At 68.0% G+C, this 17,027-nt stretch carries 21 protein-coding genes, 1 tRNA gene and 1 other RNA gene; 12 read left to right on the forward strand and 11 right to left on the reverse strand.

The genetic code is table 11. The features are described 5' to 3' along the window. The first annotated feature begins 6 nt into the window (after positions 1–6). The 3 genes from AC1C2T_RS13210 (at position 7) to AC1C2T_RS13220 (ending at position 1,218) form a co-directional block, all read left to right on the forward strand. Entirely contained in the window at positions 7–444 is a 438-nt protein-coding gene (locus AC1C2T_RS13210) for a pilus assembly protein TadG-related protein (protein WP_495385618.1), read from the forward strand. A gap of 78 nt (positions 445–522) precedes the next feature. Further along, a complete protein-coding gene (locus AC1C2T_RS13215) occupies positions 523–921 on the forward strand; it encodes a PPOX class F420-dependent oxidoreductase (RefSeq protein ID WP_495360542.1) in 399 nt (132 codons plus the stop codon). Between the two features lie 3 nt (positions 922–924). Then, on the forward strand, positions 925–1,218 hold the full coding sequence (locus tag AC1C2T_RS13220) for a hypothetical protein (protein WP_495385619.1): 294 nt from the start codon (positions 925–927) through the stop codon (positions 1,216–1,218). 102 nt (positions 1,219–1,320) lie between these two features. On the opposite strand, the gene AC1C2T_RS13225 is transcribed toward AC1C2T_RS13220, so the two are convergent. Next, positions 1,321–2,622: an MFS transporter gene (locus AC1C2T_RS13225; protein WP_495385620.1), complete on the reverse strand. Its 1,302-nt coding sequence runs from the start codon at positions 2,620–2,622 to the stop codon at positions 1,321–1,323. Between the two features lie 109 nt (positions 2,623–2,731). Here AC1C2T_RS13225 and prfB point away from each other — a divergent pair, with 109 nt between their 5' ends. The 5 genes from prfB to AC1C2T_RS13250 all read left to right on the forward strand — a co-directional run bounded on the left by prfB (position 2,732) and on the right by AC1C2T_RS13250 (position 7,297). After that, positions 2,732–3,838 carry a peptide chain release factor 2 gene (prfB, locus tag AC1C2T_RS13230; RefSeq protein WP_495360539.1) on the forward strand — a complete coding sequence of 369 codons (1,107 nt, stop codon included), beginning with the start codon at positions 2,732–2,734 and terminating at the stop codon, positions 3,836–3,838. Positions 3,839–3,917: 79 nt separating this feature from the next. After that, the gene (ftsE, locus tag AC1C2T_RS13235; protein WP_495360538.1) at positions 3,918–4,973 is read left to right on the forward strand and encodes a cell division ATP-binding protein FtsE; all 1,056 of its coding nucleotides are present in this window, start codon (positions 3,918–3,920) and stop codon (positions 4,971–4,973) included. Next, positions 4,970–5,881 (forward strand): permease-like cell division protein FtsX, encoded by a 912-nt coding sequence (gene ftsX, locus AC1C2T_RS13240; RefSeq protein ID WP_495385621.1) that lies wholly within the window; start codon positions 4,970–4,972, stop codon positions 5,879–5,881. Before ftsE ends, ftsX begins: the two co-directional genes overlap by 4 nt. Positions 5,882–5,999: 118 nt before the next feature. Next, entirely contained in the window at positions 6,000–6,476 is a 477-nt protein-coding gene (gene smpB / locus AC1C2T_RS13245; RefSeq protein WP_495360536.1) for an SsrA-binding protein SmpB, read from the forward strand. Positions 6,477–6,559: 83 nt separating this feature from the next. Then, entirely contained in the window at positions 6,560–7,297 is a 738-nt protein-coding gene (locus AC1C2T_RS13250) for a tyrosine-protein phosphatase (protein WP_495360535.1), read from the forward strand. 38 nt (positions 7,298–7,335) lie between these two features. Here AC1C2T_RS13250 and AC1C2T_RS13255 read toward each other — a convergent pair whose 3' ends face one another. Continuing rightward, positions 7,336–8,019, reverse strand: coding sequence for an SIMPL domain-containing protein (locus tag AC1C2T_RS13255; RefSeq protein WP_495385622.1), 684 nt, complete (start codon positions 8,017–8,019; stop codon positions 7,336–7,338). Between the two features lie 180 nt (positions 8,020–8,199). On the opposite strand from AC1C2T_RS13255, the gene ssrA reads away from it, so the two are divergent. Further along, positions 8,200–8,571: a transfer-messenger RNA gene (ssrA, locus tag AC1C2T_RS13260) on the forward strand. 56 nt (positions 8,572–8,627) lie between these two features. Here ssrA and AC1C2T_RS13265 read toward each other — a convergent pair. Then, positions 8,628–9,539, reverse strand: a complete 912-nt coding sequence (locus AC1C2T_RS13265; RefSeq protein ID WP_495385623.1) for a LysR family transcriptional regulator — start codon at positions 9,537–9,539, stop codon at positions 8,628–8,630. An 81-nt stretch (positions 9,540–9,620) separates the two neighbouring features. Here AC1C2T_RS13265 and AC1C2T_RS13270 point away from each other — a divergent pair, with 81 nt between their 5' ends. After that, on the forward strand, positions 9,621–10,544 hold the full coding sequence (locus tag AC1C2T_RS13270) for a DMT family transporter (protein WP_495385624.1): 924 nt from the start codon (positions 9,621–9,623) through the stop codon (positions 10,542–10,544). 57 nt (positions 10,545–10,601) lie between these two features. Here AC1C2T_RS13270 and AC1C2T_RS13275 read toward each other — a convergent pair whose 3' ends face one another. From AC1C2T_RS13275 to AC1C2T_RS13285, 3 genes are all read right to left on the reverse strand, one after another. Then, positions 10,602–11,126, reverse strand: a complete 525-nt coding sequence (locus AC1C2T_RS13275; protein WP_495360531.1) for a septum formation family protein — start codon at positions 11,124–11,126, stop codon at positions 10,602–10,604. 125 nt (positions 11,127–11,251) lie between these two features. Continuing rightward, entirely contained in the window at positions 11,252–12,175 is a 924-nt protein-coding gene (locus AC1C2T_RS13280; RefSeq protein WP_495385625.1) for an LLM class F420-dependent oxidoreductase, read from the reverse strand. 2 nt (positions 12,176–12,177) lie between these two features. After that, positions 12,178–13,032: an inositol monophosphatase family protein gene (locus AC1C2T_RS13285; RefSeq protein WP_495385626.1), complete on the reverse strand. Its 855-nt coding sequence runs from the start codon at positions 13,030–13,032 to the stop codon at positions 12,178–12,180. Between the two features lie 141 nt (positions 13,033–13,173). On the opposite strand from AC1C2T_RS13285, the gene AC1C2T_RS13290 reads away from it, so the two are divergent. Then, a tRNA-Lys gene (locus tag AC1C2T_RS13290) sits at positions 13,174–13,246 on the forward strand. Positions 13,247–13,328: 82 nt separating this feature from the next. On the opposite strand, the gene AC1C2T_RS13295 is transcribed toward AC1C2T_RS13290, so the two are convergent. From AC1C2T_RS13295 to AC1C2T_RS13315, 5 genes are all read right to left on the reverse strand, one after another. Continuing rightward, positions 13,329–13,922: an energy-coupling factor transporter transmembrane component T family protein gene (locus tag AC1C2T_RS13295; RefSeq protein WP_495385627.1), complete on the reverse strand. Its 594-nt coding sequence runs from the start codon at positions 13,920–13,922 to the stop codon at positions 13,329–13,331. 28 nt (positions 13,923–13,950) lie between these two features. Beyond that, complete coding sequence (locus tag AC1C2T_RS13300) at positions 13,951–14,631, reverse strand: energy-coupling factor ABC transporter ATP-binding protein (RefSeq protein WP_495385628.1); 681 nt, start codon at positions 14,629–14,631, stop codon at positions 13,951–13,953. Continuing rightward, positions 14,628–15,341, reverse strand: a complete 714-nt coding sequence (locus AC1C2T_RS13305; RefSeq protein WP_495385629.1) for a biotin transporter BioY — start codon at positions 15,339–15,341, stop codon at positions 14,628–14,630. Before AC1C2T_RS13305 ends, AC1C2T_RS13300 begins: the two co-directional genes overlap by 4 nt. Positions 15,342–15,515: 174 nt before the next feature. Next, entirely contained in the window at positions 15,516–16,037 is a 522-nt protein-coding gene (locus AC1C2T_RS13310; protein ID WP_495385630.1) for a hypothetical protein, read from the reverse strand. 102 nt (positions 16,038–16,139) lie between these two features. Next, positions 16,140–16,328: a hypothetical protein gene (locus tag AC1C2T_RS13315; protein WP_495360508.1), complete on the reverse strand. Its 189-nt coding sequence runs from the start codon at positions 16,326–16,328 to the stop codon at positions 16,140–16,142. A 97-nt stretch (positions 16,329–16,425) separates the two neighbouring features. Here AC1C2T_RS13315 and AC1C2T_RS13320 point away from each other — a divergent pair, with 97 nt between their 5' ends. Then, complete coding sequence (locus AC1C2T_RS13320; RefSeq protein WP_495385631.1) at positions 16,426–17,025, forward strand: TetR/AcrR family transcriptional regulator; 600 nt, start codon at positions 16,426–16,428, stop codon at positions 17,023–17,025. Positions 17,026–17,027: the final 2 nt, after the last annotated feature.

Genomic DNA, 17,027 nt, shown 5'->3' on the forward strand with positions numbered 1-17,027 from the left:
CGGTGTGTGCGAGCGTGTCTCGATCGCGACGAGCAGGGCTCGACCCTGTTACTCACGATCTTCTACTGCTTCCTCGGCCTCTCGCTCGTGCTCGTCGTCGTCTCGGCGACCTCGCTCTACCTCGAGCGAAAACGGCTGTTCACCCTCGCCGACGGCGCCGCGCTCGCCGCAGCCGAGGCGTGGAGCCTCGACACCGTGCAGGTCGATGGCGACCACCTCTCGCTCAGCCTCGACGATGCAGAGGTGCAGCAGGTCGCCGGTGAATATCTCGGAGACGCGGTGCACGGTCTGCACGACGTCGAACTCGTGCGCGCGGCATCCGACGATGGGCAGAGCGCGACGATCACGATGCGGGCCGTCTGGTACGCGCCCATCCACACCGAACTCGTGCCGTTGTCGGTGCCGATCGAGGTGACGGCGACGGCCCGTTCCGTGTTCCATTGACGGCTCGTTGTCTCATTGACGGTTCGTTCCGTTGACGGCGCGTTCCGCTGACAGCTCATCGTGCGATTGACTGGGAACATGACCCTTGAGATCTCAGACCACTTCACCCGCATCCTCACCGCACCGGTGTTCGCCCACCTCGGCACCGTGCGCCCCAACGGCGAAGTGCAGGTCAACCCGATGTGGTTCGAGTTCGACGCCGAGACGCAGACGATCCGGTTCACGCACACGACGAAGCGCGCGAAGTTCCGCAACCTGCAGGCGAACCCCCGCATGACCCTCGAGATGACCGACCCCGAGAACCCGCAGAAGTACGTCGAGCTGCGCGGCACACTCGCCGAGGTCATCCCCGACCCGGAAGGCGCCTTCTACGTTCACCTCGGCCAGCGTTACGGCAACGCCGACCAGCAGGCCCCGGCCGACAAGGCCGACCGGGTCATCCTCGTGATGCAGATCGAGAAGGTCAACGGACGCTGACCCATGAGCGACGGCAACTCGGGTCGAGGCCCGGCAGCACGAGCTGACGGGCGAGGATACGCGTGGACGGCGATCGTCGCGGTCGTGATCGTCGCGGTCGCACTCTTCACGCCCGCGATCGCCTCGCTGCCCCTCTCGGGGCTCGCCATCGTGCTCGGGTTGCGTGCGCGGCGTGAAGTGAAGAACGATCCGACACTCGTCGCCGGATGGCTCTGGATCGGCGCCGTCGCCGTCGGAGGCTTCGTGTTCGTCTCGCAGCTCATTCTCGTCGTACTGTCGCTCGCGACGACTGGCTGAAGCCCGCCGAACGCGGCGCGATGAGTGGTCGCCGACAACGCGCGAACCGGTGCGCGACGCGACGCGCGAACCGGTGCGCGACGCGACGCTCGAACCGGTGCCTCAGCGCCGTCGCCGGTGCGGCACGTAGCGGGGAATCCAGCGCCAGAGCACCGCGGCGCCGATGAGGCCGAGCCCTCCGACCACGACGTTCGCGGCCATGATCGACACGAGCGAGGTCACGGCAGCGATCATGAGCGGCGCCCCGGCCCCGCCGGTGTCGCCGATCATTCGGAACGCGCCGAGGAACGGCGCGGGGTTCTGCTTCGGTGCGAGGTCGGCGCCGAGGGTCATGATGATGCCGCTCGTGACGCCGTTCGCGAGGCCGAGCCAGATGGCGATGACCGTGAACCAGAGGGCGGCATTGGGCAGGTCGTGCGTGAACGCGAGCGCGATGTGGCCGACGGCCATGCCGAGCAAGCCGGGAATCGCGCTCCAGAGCCTGCCGAAACGGTCCATGATCTGGCCGCTCACGTAGAACAGCGCGAAGTCGATCGTGCCCGAGATGCCGATCACGAGCGCAGCCTGCTCGGCAGGCATGCCGATCGAGACCGACCAGAGGGGGAGCACGACCGTGCGGCTCGCGCGGAGCGCCGAGAGCAGACCCACTCCCGTGCCGATGCGGGCGAGTACTGCGCTGTTCTCGCGGATCGCGCGGAACACGCTCGACGACGACTCGGCCGCGGCCTCGGCCTCACCGGCCGTGCGCGGCTCACCGGAAGCATCCGTCGCGGTATCGGGAAGTTCAGCAGCGGATGCCGCACGCGCGAGCCTCGCCACACCGAAGACCCGCTCGGGGTCGGGCAACAACACGAGCACGCCGATCACCGCGAAGCACGCTGCGACGAGCACCCAGAAGACGATCTCGCTCGAGCCCGTCGCCGCGATGATCGCGGCCGCGACGAACGGTCCGACCGCCCAGCCTGCGCGGAACACGCCGCCGAGCGTCGAGAGAGCTCGCGCGCGGATGCGCACCGGCACGTAGCTCGTGAGGAACGCGTGCCGGGCGAGCCCGAACACCGCGGTCGCGAGACCCAGCAGGAACACGCCGATGCCGAGCGCCGCGACGGTCGGGGAGACGAGCGCGATGAGCACCCCGATGACGGCGAGCAGCGCGGCGCCGATCATCGCGTTGCGCTCGCCGATGCGCGCCACGAGCCAGCCGGCGGGCAGGTCACCGGCGAGCTCGCCGACCATCAGCATCGCCGCGATGAGGCCCGCGAGCGCGAGTGGGGCGCCACGTTCGGTCGCTACGAGCGGGATGATCGGGATCATCGCCCCCTCGCCGAGCGAGAAGACGAGCGTCGGCAGGTAGACCGGGAGGATGATCGAGCGCCATGAGAATCGGGACGCTGAATCGGACATCGATTCGACGCTACACCCGCACCGCCACCGCCCGGAGCCGTCACGCACGAGCAGGCGAGCGGATGCTCCATCAGTCATGGGAAGGGCGACTCGCGTAGGCTGGGAGGCCATGTTGGATCTTGACCTCACACAGGAGATCGCCGCGCTGCGATCCACATTCCGCGACATCCGTTCCGTCGTCGACGTCGACGGCCTCCAGTCGGAGATCGAGCGGCTCTCAGAGCAGGCCGGCGCTCCCGACCTCTGGGATGACACCGAGAACGCCCAGAAGGTGACGAGTGCGCTCAGCCACCGTCAGACCGAGCTCGCCCGGGTGAAGAGCATCGACTCGCGGCTCGACGACCTCGAGGTGCTCATCGAGCTCGCCAACGAGATGGGCGACGAAGAGAGCGCCGCAGAGGCGCGCGCCGAACTCGAGTCGCTGCAGAAGGCCATCGGCGACCTCGAGGTGCAGACCCTGCTCGACGGCGAATGGGACGATCGCCCTGCGGTCATCACCATCCGTGCCGGTGCCGGCGGCGTCGATGCCGCCGACTTCGCCGAGATGCTCATGCGCATGTACCTGCGATGGGCCGAGCAGCACGGCTACAAGGCCACCGTCATGGACACGAGCTACGCCGAAGAGGCGGGCATCAAGTCGGCGACCTTCGAGATCGACGCGCCCTACGCGTTCGGCACCCTGAGTGTCGAGGCAGGCACGCACCGCCTCGTGCGCATGAGCCCGTTCGGTGCGGCAGGCAAGCGTCAGACGAGCTTCGCCGCGGTCGAGGTCATCCCGCTCATGGAAGAGGCGCAGTCGGTCGAGATCCCCGAGAACGACATCCGCGTCGACGTGTTCCGCTCGAGCGGCCCCGGTGGCCAGTCGGTCAACACGACCGACTCCGCCGTACGCATCACGCACCTGCCGACCGGCACGGTCGTGTCGATGCAGAACGAGAAGTCGCAGATTCAGAACCGCGCAGCCGCTATGCGGGTGCTGCAGTCGCGACTGCTGCTGCTGCAGAAGGAGCAGGAAGCCGCGCAGAAGAAGGAACTCGCCGGCGTCATCACCGCGAGCTGGGGCGACCAGATGCGTTCGTACGTGCTCGCGCCGTACCAGATGGTCAAAGACCTGCGCACCGACTACGAGGTCGGCAACCCGAGCCACGTCTTCGACGGCGACCTCGACGGCTTCATCGCGGCCGGCATCAAGTGGCGCAAGCGCCCCGCCGAGTAGGGGCAGAGGCGGTCCCTGAGCCTGTCGATGGGCGAGTCGTTGCGCCGATTCACCCCGTCCCTGCTTAGGCTCGATGGCGATGATCCGCTTCGATTCCGTCACCAAGACCTACCCCGGCCAAGCGAGGCCCGCCCTGAACGACATCGGGGTTGAGATCCTCCGCGGTGAGTTCGTCTTCCTCGTCGGCGCTTCGGGCTCCGGCAAGTCGAGTTTCCTCCGGCTGATCCTGAAAGAGGAGAAGCCGTCGAAGGGTGCGATCCATGTGCTCGGGCAAGACCTCGGCTCGATCTCGAGTCGCAAGGTGCCCTACTTCCGGCGCGATCTCGGCGTCGTCTTCCAGGACTTCCGGCTGCTGGCGAACAAGTCGGTCTATGAGAACGTGGCGTTCACCCTGCGGGTCATCGGCAAGTCGCGCGGTTTCGTGCAGTCGGCCGTGCCCGAGACGCTGAAGCTCGTCGGCCTCGACGGCAAGGGCAAGCGCATGCCCCACGAACTCTCGGGCGGTGAGCAGCAGCGGGTCGCCATCGCTCGCGCCATCGTGAACAACCCGCAGATCCTGTTGGCCGACGAGCCGACCGGAAACCTCGACCCCGTGACGAGCGCCGGCATCATGACCTTGCTCGAGCGCATCAACTCGAGCGGCACGACCGTCGTCATGGCCACGCACGAGGCCGGCATCGTCGACCAGATGCAGCGCCGGGTGATCGAGCTCTCGGCCGGTGACATCGTGCGCGACGAGCGCAGCTCCGGCTACGGTGCTGCGCTTCGCGAGTCCCGCACGCATGCAGACAACGGCGCCGGCACCGGCAGCGGCACCGGCCCCCAGCCGACCGGCGAACCGATCACGAGTGCGGCGCCGAAGGTCACGACCGAGGTCATGCGTGAAGCCCAGCCGCTCTACGTCGAGCCCGAAGAGCGCGACGAGGTGACGGATGCCGCGGCGGCGATCACCGCCGCAGCGACGGCTGCCGTGCCCGTGGCCGGCGACGGGCAGGGCCAGGGCGACGCGTCGAAGACGAAGAAACCCGGGAGCGCAGCATCCCAACATTTGACCCTCGCCGAACGGCTTGGACTGCGCGCTCCGGGAGGCCCCCGGGAAGGCGACGACGACCAAGAAGTGGGGCCGACGAAATGAGGATCGGTCTCGTGCTCTCCGAGGCGGCGAACGGCCTTCGCCGGAATGCCTCGATGGTGGTCTCCGTCGTGCTCGTCACGTTCATCTCACTGACCTTCGTCGGCACCGCGGCGTTGCTGCAGCTGCAGATCGGCCAGATGAAGAACTACTGGTACGACCGAGCCCAGGTCGCCGTCTATCTCTGCACGGGCGTGTTGACCACAGCCGGCTGCACCGACGGCGAGGCGACTGAAGAGCAGAAGGCCGCGATCGAGGAGCAACTGGGCTCTGACACGCTGAAGCCCTTCATCGACGAGTTCTACTTCGAGGACCACGAGCAGGCGTTCGCGAACTTCCAGGAGCAGTTCGAGGGCACCCCCGCGGCCGACTACGTGACGCCCGAGGTGCTGAACGAGACGTTCTGGGTGAACCTCGTCGATCCATCGCAGGCAGCTGTGCTCGTCGAGAGTCTTGCGGGCATGGCCGGCGTCGAGGGGGTGGTCGACCAGCGCCGGTATCTCGATCAGATCTTCGACGTCTTGAACTCCGCGAGCTATACGGCGATCGCGATCGCGGCGATCATGCTCGTCGCCGCCGCCCTGCTCATCGCCACGACTATCAGGCTCTCGGCGTTCTCGCGCCGGCGAGAGCTCGGCATCATGCGGCTGGTGGGTGCGTCGAACCGGTTCATCCAGACCCCGTTCATACTCGAGGGCGTGTTCGCGGGGCTCATCGGCTCCGTGCTCGCGGGCGGGGCGGTGGTCGCGATCGTGCACTTCTTCGTGCAGGGCTACCTCGCCGACAACCTGTCGTTCACCTTCGTCGACCTCGGCGATGCGCTCATCGTGGTGCCGTTGCTCATCCTCGTGGGGGTGCTGCTCGCGGCCGCATCGGCGGGCATCGCGATCACGAGGTATCTGAAGGTCTAGTTCGCAGATTTCGAGTTCGCAGCTTCCGGGTCCGGCGAAACGGATGCCGCGGCATCCGTTAGACTGAACGGCTGCTTCGGATGCCCCGGGGCATCCATTTCGAGGCAAGGAGCCGCTCGTGCCCAGGGAGACCGGTCAGAAGGTCGTGGCGACCAACCGCAAGGCGCGCCACGACTACACGATCGAGGACACCTATGAGGCCGGCATCGTGCTGACCGGCACCGAGGTGAAGTCGCTGCGTGAAGGTCGGGCGTCGCTCGTAGACGGCTACGCGTTCCTCGAAGGCGGCGAGATGTGGCTCGACGCGGTGCACATCCCCGAGTACACCGAGGGCACCTGGAACAACCACGCTCCGCGGCGCAAGCGCAAGCTGCTGCTGCACAAGCAGGAGATCGTGAAGATCAGCCACCGCACGAGCCAGGGTGGCTACACCCTCGTGCCGTTGCGGATCTATTTCTCGAACGGGCGCGCGAAGGTCGAGATCGCGATTGCGAAGGGCAAGCGGGAGTTCGACAAACGGCAGGCGCTGCGCGAGCGTCAAGACAAGCGCGAGGCCGACCGGGCCATGGCGAGCCGGCGCAACCTCGGCGACTGATCATTCCCTGAGCCTGTCGAGTTCCCTGAGCCTGTCGAGTTCCCTGAGCCTGTCGAAGGGGTGCGCGATGTAGGCTCTTCGCGATGGAGACCTCGACCCGCATCCCGGTGCCCGGCACGTACAACTTCCGCGACGTCGGCGGCTTGCCGGCACCGACCGGCACGGTGCGCGATGGCGTGCTCTACCGCTCCGACGGACTGCACCGGCTCGGCGCGGCGGGCAGGGCCGAACTCCGCGAACTCGGCGTCGGCATCGTCATCGACCTGCGCGACGACAACGAGGCGCAGTTCATGCCCGATGATCTCGGCGATCTCGAGGTCGAGGTGCTCCGGCTTCCCGTCTTCGAGGGGTCCGGCGCCTCGCAAGGCCCGGCCGGCATCTCGCTCGAGGCGTTGTACGAGCGCATCGTCACCCAGCACGCCTCGGTCGTCGTCGCAGCCCTGCGCGAGATCTCGAGCGCCGGTGACCGCGCCGTCGTCGTGCATTGCACCGCCGGCAAAGACCGCACGGGCATCGTCATCGCACTCGCGCTCCTCGCCGTCGGTGTCGACCGAGAGGCCGTCATCGTCGACTACGCCTCGACCGAGGCGAACCTCGCGGGGGAGTGGCTCGAAGAGATGGTGGGCCTCGTCGTGCAGTACGGCGTGCCCGACAGCCCCGAACTGCGCATCCTCATGGGCGGCAGCCCGCGGGAGGCGATCGAAGGCGTGATCGAGATCATCGAACGCGACCACGGCTCGACAAGGGAATACCTGCTCGCCTCAGGCCTCGGGCTCTCCGAGCTCGCCGCCCTCGAGACGCTGCTGATCGACCCCAGCTGATCTCGGTCGGCTTCTCGACGTCGGCCGAACCGACCCGGCTACGCAGTCGCGGCGGCGGCCGCGAACCTGGCGTCGACGGATGCCGCGATCACGAGTTGCGCCGGCGTGAACTGCGACGGGCCGCCGCCCGACGAGTCGATCGTTGCATCGAGCATCGCGTACATCCGCTCAGCGCCGCCACCGCCCGGCACGACCGGCTGCGCGGTGAGCAGGCCCGTGTCGGCGAGTTCGACGGGCGCGGGATCCCCGAGACCGAGCGCCGCGGCGTAGACGGTCGCTTTCGCGACGGCGTCGGCGACAGCGCCGCGCTGCGCGAGTTCCTGGGTGCGCTTGCGGGTGGCATCTGTCAGTCGCCACTCGATACCGCCAACGGAGACCCGACCGTTGACGGAGACGGCGCTGACCCATTCGCCGAGCTTGTCGAGATCGGTGAAGACGACCTCGACGTCGGCGCTCACCTGATGCACGACCGGCAATTGCTTGCCTTCGTTGTTCCACGGGCGATGCGAGGAGACGTGGAGCTGCCCCGCGGACCACGTTTCGAGGGCGCCGGATGCCTCGAGCTCGCGCACCTCGGCGATGAGCTGCTCGTGGGCGGCCGTCGTACTCGCCAGTGTCGAGTCGCGCTCGGCCCCCGACGCGCCGACGCTCAACGAGACGGCGCCGAGTTCGGGAAGGATGCGTTCTTCGGCGTTGCCGCGCACGGCGATGACGGTAGCCACATGGACCTCCGGATTCATCCGCTCGGGAATGGCGGAGCGGCCGCGCCTGTTCTAGACTGTAAGGCCGGGCACCCACCGATTCAAAGATCGGCGCTCCGGTTTGAAAACTCCACAGTGTGCGACAACGGCCCGCCAGGCTCATCACTCAGTTCCGACTGAGCGACAGTCACGGCGATTCATGGGGATGATCGGTTTCGACATCGTCTGCGAACCCACGAGAAGCGGGCCGAGGATCCAGGGTTATCTCGTTAACGATCTCTGGAAAACAATAAGTGCCAATTCAAAGCGCACTGACTTCGCCCTCGCTGCTTAAGCGAGCTCGATAGTCCGTCAGCCCGCGGGTCTGTTCCCGCCCCGGTAGCTGGCGTCATCTAGGGAACTTGCTGCGTGTGGTCGCCTGAGCGACACGCGGGACTTTACTCAGGCTGGGCTCGTCGACCTAGGCGCCTGTGGCAAAGGTCGGGGCCGAGTAGAACGCTTGCACAGGCTGCGCCCGGAGAAGGCGTGGAATCACAGCGATGGACGGGGGTTCAATTCCCCCCATCTCCACCATCGGCCGTTGTCGCACACTGTCGGAGCAGTTCAGCGCTGCATCATGCATCCGTGTCTCAGGTGCGTGCTGCGTCGCGCAGCAGCGCCGTGATGCGCAGAACCGCGGGGTGCGTTCGCATCGAGCGCTTCACTCGCAACATGATGCGCCGCTGCACGTCGACATCGTCGACGGGCAGTACGGTGACGCCGTCGGGTAGGTCGAGCACGCCGAGGCGAGGCAGCACGGTGACGCCGACGTTGTGGGCGACGTAATCGAAGGCGGTCGCATAGTCGGGGGCCTGGATGCGGAACTGCGGTGCGAACCCGTGAGCGGCGCAGGCCGACAGCGCGATCTCACGGCATGGTCCGTGAGCGTGGTCATTGTCGATCCAAGGTTCGTCGGCGAGCTCGCGCAGCGTCACCGAGCGCTGCACCGTGAGCGGATGCCCGTTCGGCACGACGACGACGTAGCCCTCGGTGCGAAGCTCTTCGATCTCGTAGCCGTCTGCTGCGCCATCTGCGACAGCAGGATCCCGGTCGCCGCGAACCGATTCGGCGACGTACAGCTCGATGTCGGGCTCGCCGGCGTGTTGTCCGCTCAGCTCGACGAGGCTGAGCTCGAGCCGCAGTGTCGGGAATTCGCTCAAGAGTGTGGCGGCGATCGCCGGCATCCAGGCGCGGTTCGACGACATGAAGCAACTGATGCGCAGCGTGCCGCTGCGGCCGGAGCGCAGGTCGTCGGCCATGGAGTCGAAATCGGCGAGTTGGTCGAGCACTCGAGCGGCACGGTCGGCGACGGCGATGCCGGCCGACGTCGGCACGATGCCGCGCCCGCGCTTCTCGATGAGCGTCAGCCCGGTCTCGCGCTGCAGCGAGCTCACGTGCTGGCTGACCGCCGAGGGCGTGTAGCCGAGCCGGGTCGCGGCCTGATTGATCGAGCCGGTCTGCACCACGGCACGGAACACGCGGAGTCGATGCGGGTCTACCATGCCGCGATCGTACAGTGTTACTGAACGAATAGGAATAATCGTTCGCTTGTACTGAGGTGATTTGCACGTCAGGCTGTACGAATGCGACTCCCTTCAGCGCCCGCGCCCGACGCGCTGCAATCACCGGTGCCACCAGCCACGATCGGCTGGAAGGTGCTGACCGCGATGCTCATCGTGCTGGTGCTCTGGGCCTCGGCATTCATCGCCATCCGAGGGGTCGGGGATACGATCTCGCCCGGGCCGCTCGCGCTCGGCCGACAGCTCGTCGGTGCCACCGTGCTCGTCGCGATCGCCATCTGGCGCCGCCCGCCGCTGCCTCGACCACGCGCGCTCGTGCTCATCGCGATCTACGGTCTGCTCTGGTTCGCTGGCTACACTCTCGTGCTCAATCTCGCCGAGCGCCACCTCGACGCGGGCACCGCCGCGATGCTCGTGAACATCGCGCCGCTCCTCGTGGCGCTCGCCGCCGGTGCGCTGCTGAAAGAGGGATTCCCGCGCCCGCTCATGGTCGGAATCGGCATCGCGTTCACCGGCGTCGTGATCATCGCGACGGGCGGCATCGGCGCGCACAGCGATCCGCTCGGCATCGTGCTCGGCATCCTCGCCGCAGTGCTCTATGCCGCCGGGGTGCTCGTGCAGAAGGTCGCCCTGCGAGAGGCCGACGCGCTGAGCGCGACTTGGATCGGTTGCGTGGTCGGCGCCGTGGCGCTGCTGCCATTTCTCCCGCAGACCATCGGTGAACTCGCCGATGCCCCGACGCCGGCCGTGCTGGCGGTCGTATACCTCGGGGTCTTCCCCACCGCTGTAGCGTTCCTGCTCTGGGCGTACGTGCTCAAGCGCAGCTCCGCCGGTGCGACAGCCTCAGCCACGCTCGCCGTGCCGGCGATCGTCGTCGTGCTCTCGTGGTTGCTGCTCGGCGAGCTGCCGACCGTGCTCGGCATGATCGGCGGCGTGCTGTGCCTCGCCGGCGTCGCGTGGAGCCGCCGCAAACCCCGGTCGGCATGAGAAATGCCGCGTGGTGCGGCCCGGAGGCGCACCACGCGGCATCCGTGGCTCAGCTGATCAGCGTGCGGCGCCCGCGAGGGTGCCCGTGACCTGGCCGGCCGGGTCGTAGATCACGCACGAGACCACACGGTCGTCGAGGCTCTCCCAGCTCTCCTGCGACGGGCGGTACGCGTACATGTCGAGCGTCGAGGTTTCGTAGGCGAGGCCGACGAACGGCTCGAACTGCGCGAGGCAGGCCTCGTCGGACTGAGTCTCCACGACGTCGTCGCCGGGGTACTCCTCGCCATCGAGGGTGAGGTCGAAGAACACCTCTTCGTCGTGGGACTGGCCGCAGGGAACGACGGGCACCTCGGAGACGAGCTCTTCGGTGACCTCGTTCATGCAGTCGCCGACCTGGAGCGCGAAGACATCGGCGTCACCCTCTTCGACGATCTCTTGGGTGGTCTCGTCGCGTTCGGGTTGCGGTGCAGAGCCGCCGAGGAGGTTTCCGACGATGCTGCATCCGGAGAGCGGGATCGCGACCGCGACAGCGGCAATGGCGACGAGTGCGCGCGTCAGGGGGCGGCGCGTGGCAGAGTTCACGGGTAGGGCCTCTCAGTTGGGGTGGGGATCGATGATCGCGAGAGGGCCGTCACACACCGGCGCCCGCCTCATCCGGGTGATTCGCTGTCAGCATAGCGGGACTCGGGAACGCGCCGCTTGCCGGTTCAGCGCAAGTGCGGTGCCACCTCGGCGGCGATGAGCTCGAGGTGTTCGAGATCGCGCATGTCGACGAGCTGCAGGTAGACCCGCTCGGCGCCGAGGTCGCGGAGGCGCAACAACTTCTCTACGGCCGCGGCCGGGGATCCGGCGATGTTGACCTCGGCGAAGTCGTCGGGATCGGCACCGATGGCGGCGAGACGGCGCAGGTACTCCGCGTCGGATGTCGCGACCACAGCGGGCAACGCGACGCTTGTGCGAATCGAACCCGGGTCGCGGCCGAGTTCTTCGCACGCACGCCGCACTCCCTCGAACGTCTCGGCGATGGTGTGCTCGTCGCGGAAGCCGATGTTGAACTCGCTCGCGAACCGTGCGGCTATAGCCGGTGTGCGGCGCGGCCCGGCGCCGCCGACGATGATCGGCAGTGGCGACTGTGCGGGCTTCGGCAGGGCTGGTGAGTGCACAAGACGATAGTGCTCGCCCGCGAAGTCGTAGTGCTCGCCGACCGGAGTCGACCAGAGGCCCGTCACGACCTCGAGCTGCTCTTCGAGAATGCCGAAGCGCTTGGGCGGGAACGGGATGCCGTAGGCCTCGTGCTCCTCGGCGAACCATCCCGTTCCGAGGCCGAGCTCGACCCGGCCGCCCGACATGGCATCGACCTGTGCGACCTGGATCGCGAGCACCGACGGGTGCCGGAAGGTCGCCGAAGAGACGAGCGTGCCGAGTCGGATGCGGCTGGTCTCACGCGCGAGGCCGGCGAGGGTGACCCAGGCGTCGGTGGGGCCGGGCAGCGGATCGGCGTCGTCCATCGCGAGGTAGTGGTCGGAGCGGAACCAGCCGTCGAAGCCCAGCCGCTCGGTCGCGCTCGCCTGCGCGAGTTGGTCGTCGTAGCTCGCGCCCTGCTGCGGCTCGGTGAAGATGCAGAGTTCCATGACTACGCCTTCCCGTCGAGCGCCGCGAGAACGTCGTCGTGAAGCAACCCGTTCGTGGCCAAGGCGCTGCCATGCCACGGTCCGGATTCACCGTTGATGGAGGTGAACCGCCCTCCCGCCTCCTCGACGATCGGAATGAGCGCGGCGAGGTCGAACGGCTTCACATCGAACTCTCCTGTGATGTCGATGAGGCCTTCGGCGAGCAGCATGTACGACCAGAGGTCGCCGTAGGCCCGGTCGCGCCAGACGCGTTCGGCGAGCGAGAGGAGCCGGTCGAGGTAGCCAGCGTCGCGCCACTGCGCGATGCTCTGGAAGCTCAAGACGGCGTCGGAGAGCGTCTCGACGCCGGAGACCCGAAGGCGCCTGGCACCGGGGAAGGGGCCGGACGCGGCATCCGTGCCCTGCTCGCTGGCACCGGCCTCGGCGGCCGAACCCGTCGTCCATGCGCCCAGACCCGTCGCGGCCCACCAGCGGCGGCCCATCGCGGGCGAGGAGGCGACGCCGACGACCGGCACGCCATCGACGGCCAGCGCGATGAGCGTGCCCCACACCGGCACGCCGCGCAGAAAGTTGGCGGTGCCGTCGATCGGGTCGATGATCCACTGCCGGGTGCTCTCGCCCTCGGTGCCGAACTCCTCGCCGAGGATGCCGTCACCGGGGCGGGCCTCGGCGATGCGATCGCGAATCGCGCGTTCGACCGCGAGATCGGCCTCGGTCACGGGGGAGCGGTCGGGCTTCGTCTGCACGTCGAGGTCGATCGCACGGAATCTCGCGAGGGAGACTGCATCGGCCAATTCGGCGAGTTCGAGGGCGAGCGCGAGTTCGGCGGCGAGGTCGTTGGCGTCGGCATCGGTCACGTCGTTCAGGCTACCGGCATGTCGCGCCGGGACCGCGACGCGCCGATTCCGGACCCGATTGGTGCAACCGCGGGTTCTCCTGATAACGTGGTTCCTCGGTTCGGGTTGCTGAAAAATCCGAACTTCGACATGCGAAAGCATGCACCTCTAGCTCAATCGGCAGAGCAACTGACTCTTAATCAGTGGGTTCTGGGTTCAAGTCCCAGGGGGTGCACGATTAAGCCTCGAACCTCTCGCCGGGTTCGGGGCTTTTTCATGTTCTGAGAGCGGGCGCTGGCCGCCCCGGCGACGCCGAATCAGTCGTCGAAGCCGCGGGCGACGAGGGCTTCGCCCATCGCATCGGCCGTCTGCAGCGCCCGTACGACGACCGGAACCGCAACGGCGCGGAGGGATCCCTCGGCACCGCGCGCCTTGCGAGCTTCGAGCACCGCGCGCACGATCTCGGCCATGAGCGGCACCGCCCTGATGGTCATCGCCAGCACGATGCCGACCCGGTCGGCGTCGACGCGCGATCCGAAGGGGCGGAGCCCACGCTGCACGGCGTCGAGGATCGCCGAGACCTTGGTGGTCAGCGTCACGAGGGCCGCGAGGGCGACGCACGCCGCGAGTCGCATCGACATGACGAGTGCCGATTCCCACCCGGAGAAGAGCGCGTTCAGCGGCGCGGCGATTGCGAGGATCCAGAGCACGGGCACGAGCTGGCGCAGCGCGAGGCGAGACGGTATCTGCGCGAGCGCGAAGCCGGCGAACACGACAAGGAGCGCGATGGCGAGCATCCACCAGGCCGGGAGCAATGCGATCACGATGACCGATGCCGCGAGCCCCACGAGTTTCGCACCCGCCGGCGTGCGATGCAGCAACGAGTCGCCCGCGAAGTACGCGCCGATCACGTCGCTCCGTTCGTGAGAGTCGGGCCGATCATGAGATGAGCGCCCGATACGCGTCGAGGGCGACCGACGGCACGTCATCGGCGATGATGCGACCGTGCTCGACGACGAGCACACGGTCGAACTCGGCAACGGCTTCGAGCCGATGGGTGACGACGATGAGCTGCTCGTCGAGCTCGGCGAAGTGCCGTTCGACGAGCGCTGCGTTCCGCGCATCGAGGAGTGTCGTCGGCTCGTCGGCGACGACGACCGCGGGTCGCATCACGAGCACGGCGGCGAGGGCGAGCAGTTGCTTCTGCCCGCCCGAGAGGCGGTGCGCCGGGCGGTCGGCGAGCTCGGTGAGTCCGAAGCGCTCGAGTGCACCGTCGACGCGCGCCGCGGCATCCGCTGCGCTCAGCCGAAGCCGCCGTAGGGAGAACGCGACATCTTCGCGCACTGTCGGCATGACGATCTGGTTGTCGGGGTTCGTGAAGACGAAGCCCACCCTGCGCCGCACGTCGCGACCGTTGCGTGCGACGTCGAGACCGTCGACGCTCACCCGGCCGGTGCTGGGTGTGACGAGTCCGTTCACCAGGCGGGCGAGCGTCGACTTGCCCGAGCCGTTCGCCCCGACCACGCCGATGCGCCGCTCGGTGAGGCGGAGCGAGACGTCGCTCAGCACCGCCTCGCCGTCGTAGCGGTGCGTGACGTGGTCGAAGACGATCTCACTCATGCGGCGGGCGACTCCGGGGCGGCAGCAGCGTCGGATGCCACGGCGTCGGCGGCCACGGTGTCGGATGCAGCGACGTGGCGGGCCCACGGCCACGGGCGCGCGGTGATGAGGCCGGGCCAGGCGCGGTGCACGCCGGCCGCGACGATGGCCGTCACGACGGCCTTCGCGACGTCGCCGATCAGGAACGGGGACATCGCCGCGATCGCGCCGCCGACAGGCATGCCGGTCACGACCGCGAACCACGGGATGCCGACGAGGTAGACGACGAGCACGCCGCCGACCAGGCTCGCGACGAGCAGCGACCAGAATGGCAGCTTCGGTGCGAAGCGTTCCACGAACCAGCCGATGACGAATGCACCGGGGATGAAGCCGAGCAGGAACCCGCCCGTCGGTCCGGCGAGGGTCCCGAGGCCGGCGGCGCCGCCGGCGAGGATCGGCAGGCCGGCGAGGCCGAGTGCGACGTAGACGGTGACGGCGAGGGTGCCCTTGCGGGCGCCGAGGATCGCGCCGGCGAGCATCACGCCGAGGGTCTGCAGGGTGATCGGCACACCGAAGCCGAGGGGGATCGCGCCCGGCAGAGTGAGTGCGGCGATGAGTGCGGCGAAGACGGCGATCTGCGCGAGGTCGCGTGCGGTGCTGCGACGCGGGCGCGACGCGGGCGCCTCGTTCGCGGCGGTGTCGCTCGAGGTCGTGCTGTGGGCGGAGCTCATCGGGTCCCCTCTCGTGGCGTGCGGGCTGTTGCCCGGAAATCACGTTACGAGGGAGGCGGTGACGCTCGTCGGCTCAGCCGTACAAGAATCACGGGTCGATCTTGGACCAGCGTGATCGAAGCTGCCGGTTGAGCTTGTCGAAACGCGTTTCGGCAGACTCAACCCGCAGGGGCCTCAGGCGGCGCGGGCCTCGAGCGCGGTGGCCGCGCCGATCGTCGGCAGGGCGGCGGCCTCGACGTCTGCGGATTCGAAATCGGCGGTTTCGAAATCGGCGGATTCGAAATCGGCGGTTTCGAAATCGGCGGATGCCTCGACGATGAGCACATCGGCGGGCGCCGACGTCTCGACGGGGTCGGCCCAGACGATGAGCGGCGCGGGCTCCCAGCCGAGCGCGAGGGTCTCTTCACCGGCCGGCACGACGACGGCGACTGAGTCACGCTCTTCGAGGATGGCGCGGGTCAGTTCGCCCGCGATCTGGTGGGTCAGCATCGCGTGGAAGATGCGATCGGTGTCGCCATCGGACTTGCGCACGAGCGACCAGCCGCCGCCCGGGCCGATGAACTCGGACAACCTCGTGTTCAGGAGATCGAAGATGTGCTCACCCCGAAGATCGGCCGCGGAAGGGCGCGGCGTCTGGGCGGCAACATGGGCGGAGGCCTGAGCGGCAAGCCGTGCACGGCGCCAGCGGCGGAACATCGTGGCCCCTCTCGGTGGGATCGTTTCGGGTCGTTCGTCCCAGTTTCGGGTACGGCGTTGCGGATCGCCAATGACACGCCGCGCAACCCGCGGGCGGTGAAACTATTCGCCGAGTTCGCCTTGCTTCGTCTCGTCGGCGACCGTGCCGATCGCGATCGCGAGGCTCGCCGCCCACGACACCCACATGAGCAGCAGGCGCCAGTCGCGGGGGCCCGACGCGGTCGCCCGCACGACGCCGATGCCGCTGAAGATGGCGCCGATCACGGCTCCGCTGAACAGGTACTTGCGCATGCCGCAACGCTACCGTCTGGTATCGCCGGGCTGGGAGACATCCGTGAAACTGACCGATCGTGCAGAAGCTGACCGATCGGTCAATTATCGTGGAGGCATGCCCAACGAAGCACTCGTGCCGTCCCGCGTGCGCGCCAGCGATGAGCTGCGCCAGGTCGCCCTCGAACAGTTCGCCACCGTCGGCTTCGCCGCGAGCTCTCTGCAGCAGATCGCCGACCAGGCCGGGTACTCGAAGTCGAGCGTGCTCTACCACTACGCGTCGAAAGAGGCCCTGCTCGAGGCGGCCATCGGCCCGGCCATCGACCTGCTCGAGACCCTGCTCCGCGACTTCGTCGCGGGAGGGCGCACGGGGACGGCCCGCGCCGTATTCATCGAGCGCTTCGTCGACTTCCTGCTCGGCAACCGGCTCGCGGTGCACACCTTCGTCAACCAGGGCCAGTCGCTGCGCGGCCTACCCGTGATCGAACGCGCCAACATCGCCATTCGCGGTCTCGCCGACTCGATCTGCGAAGACGACGCGTCCATCGCCGAGCAGATGCGTTTCAGCGTCGCGCTCGCCGGCGCCACCTACACGCTCGTGGCCGGTGCGACCTTCCTCGACGATGACCAGAAGATCCCCGATGAAGACGTGCGCGACGCCCTCATCTCCGTGCTCTCCGAACTCCTGCTGACGGCCGACGGCCGCCCGACCCGATAGGC

The organism is Agromyces sp. Y558 (assembly GCF_059445415.1).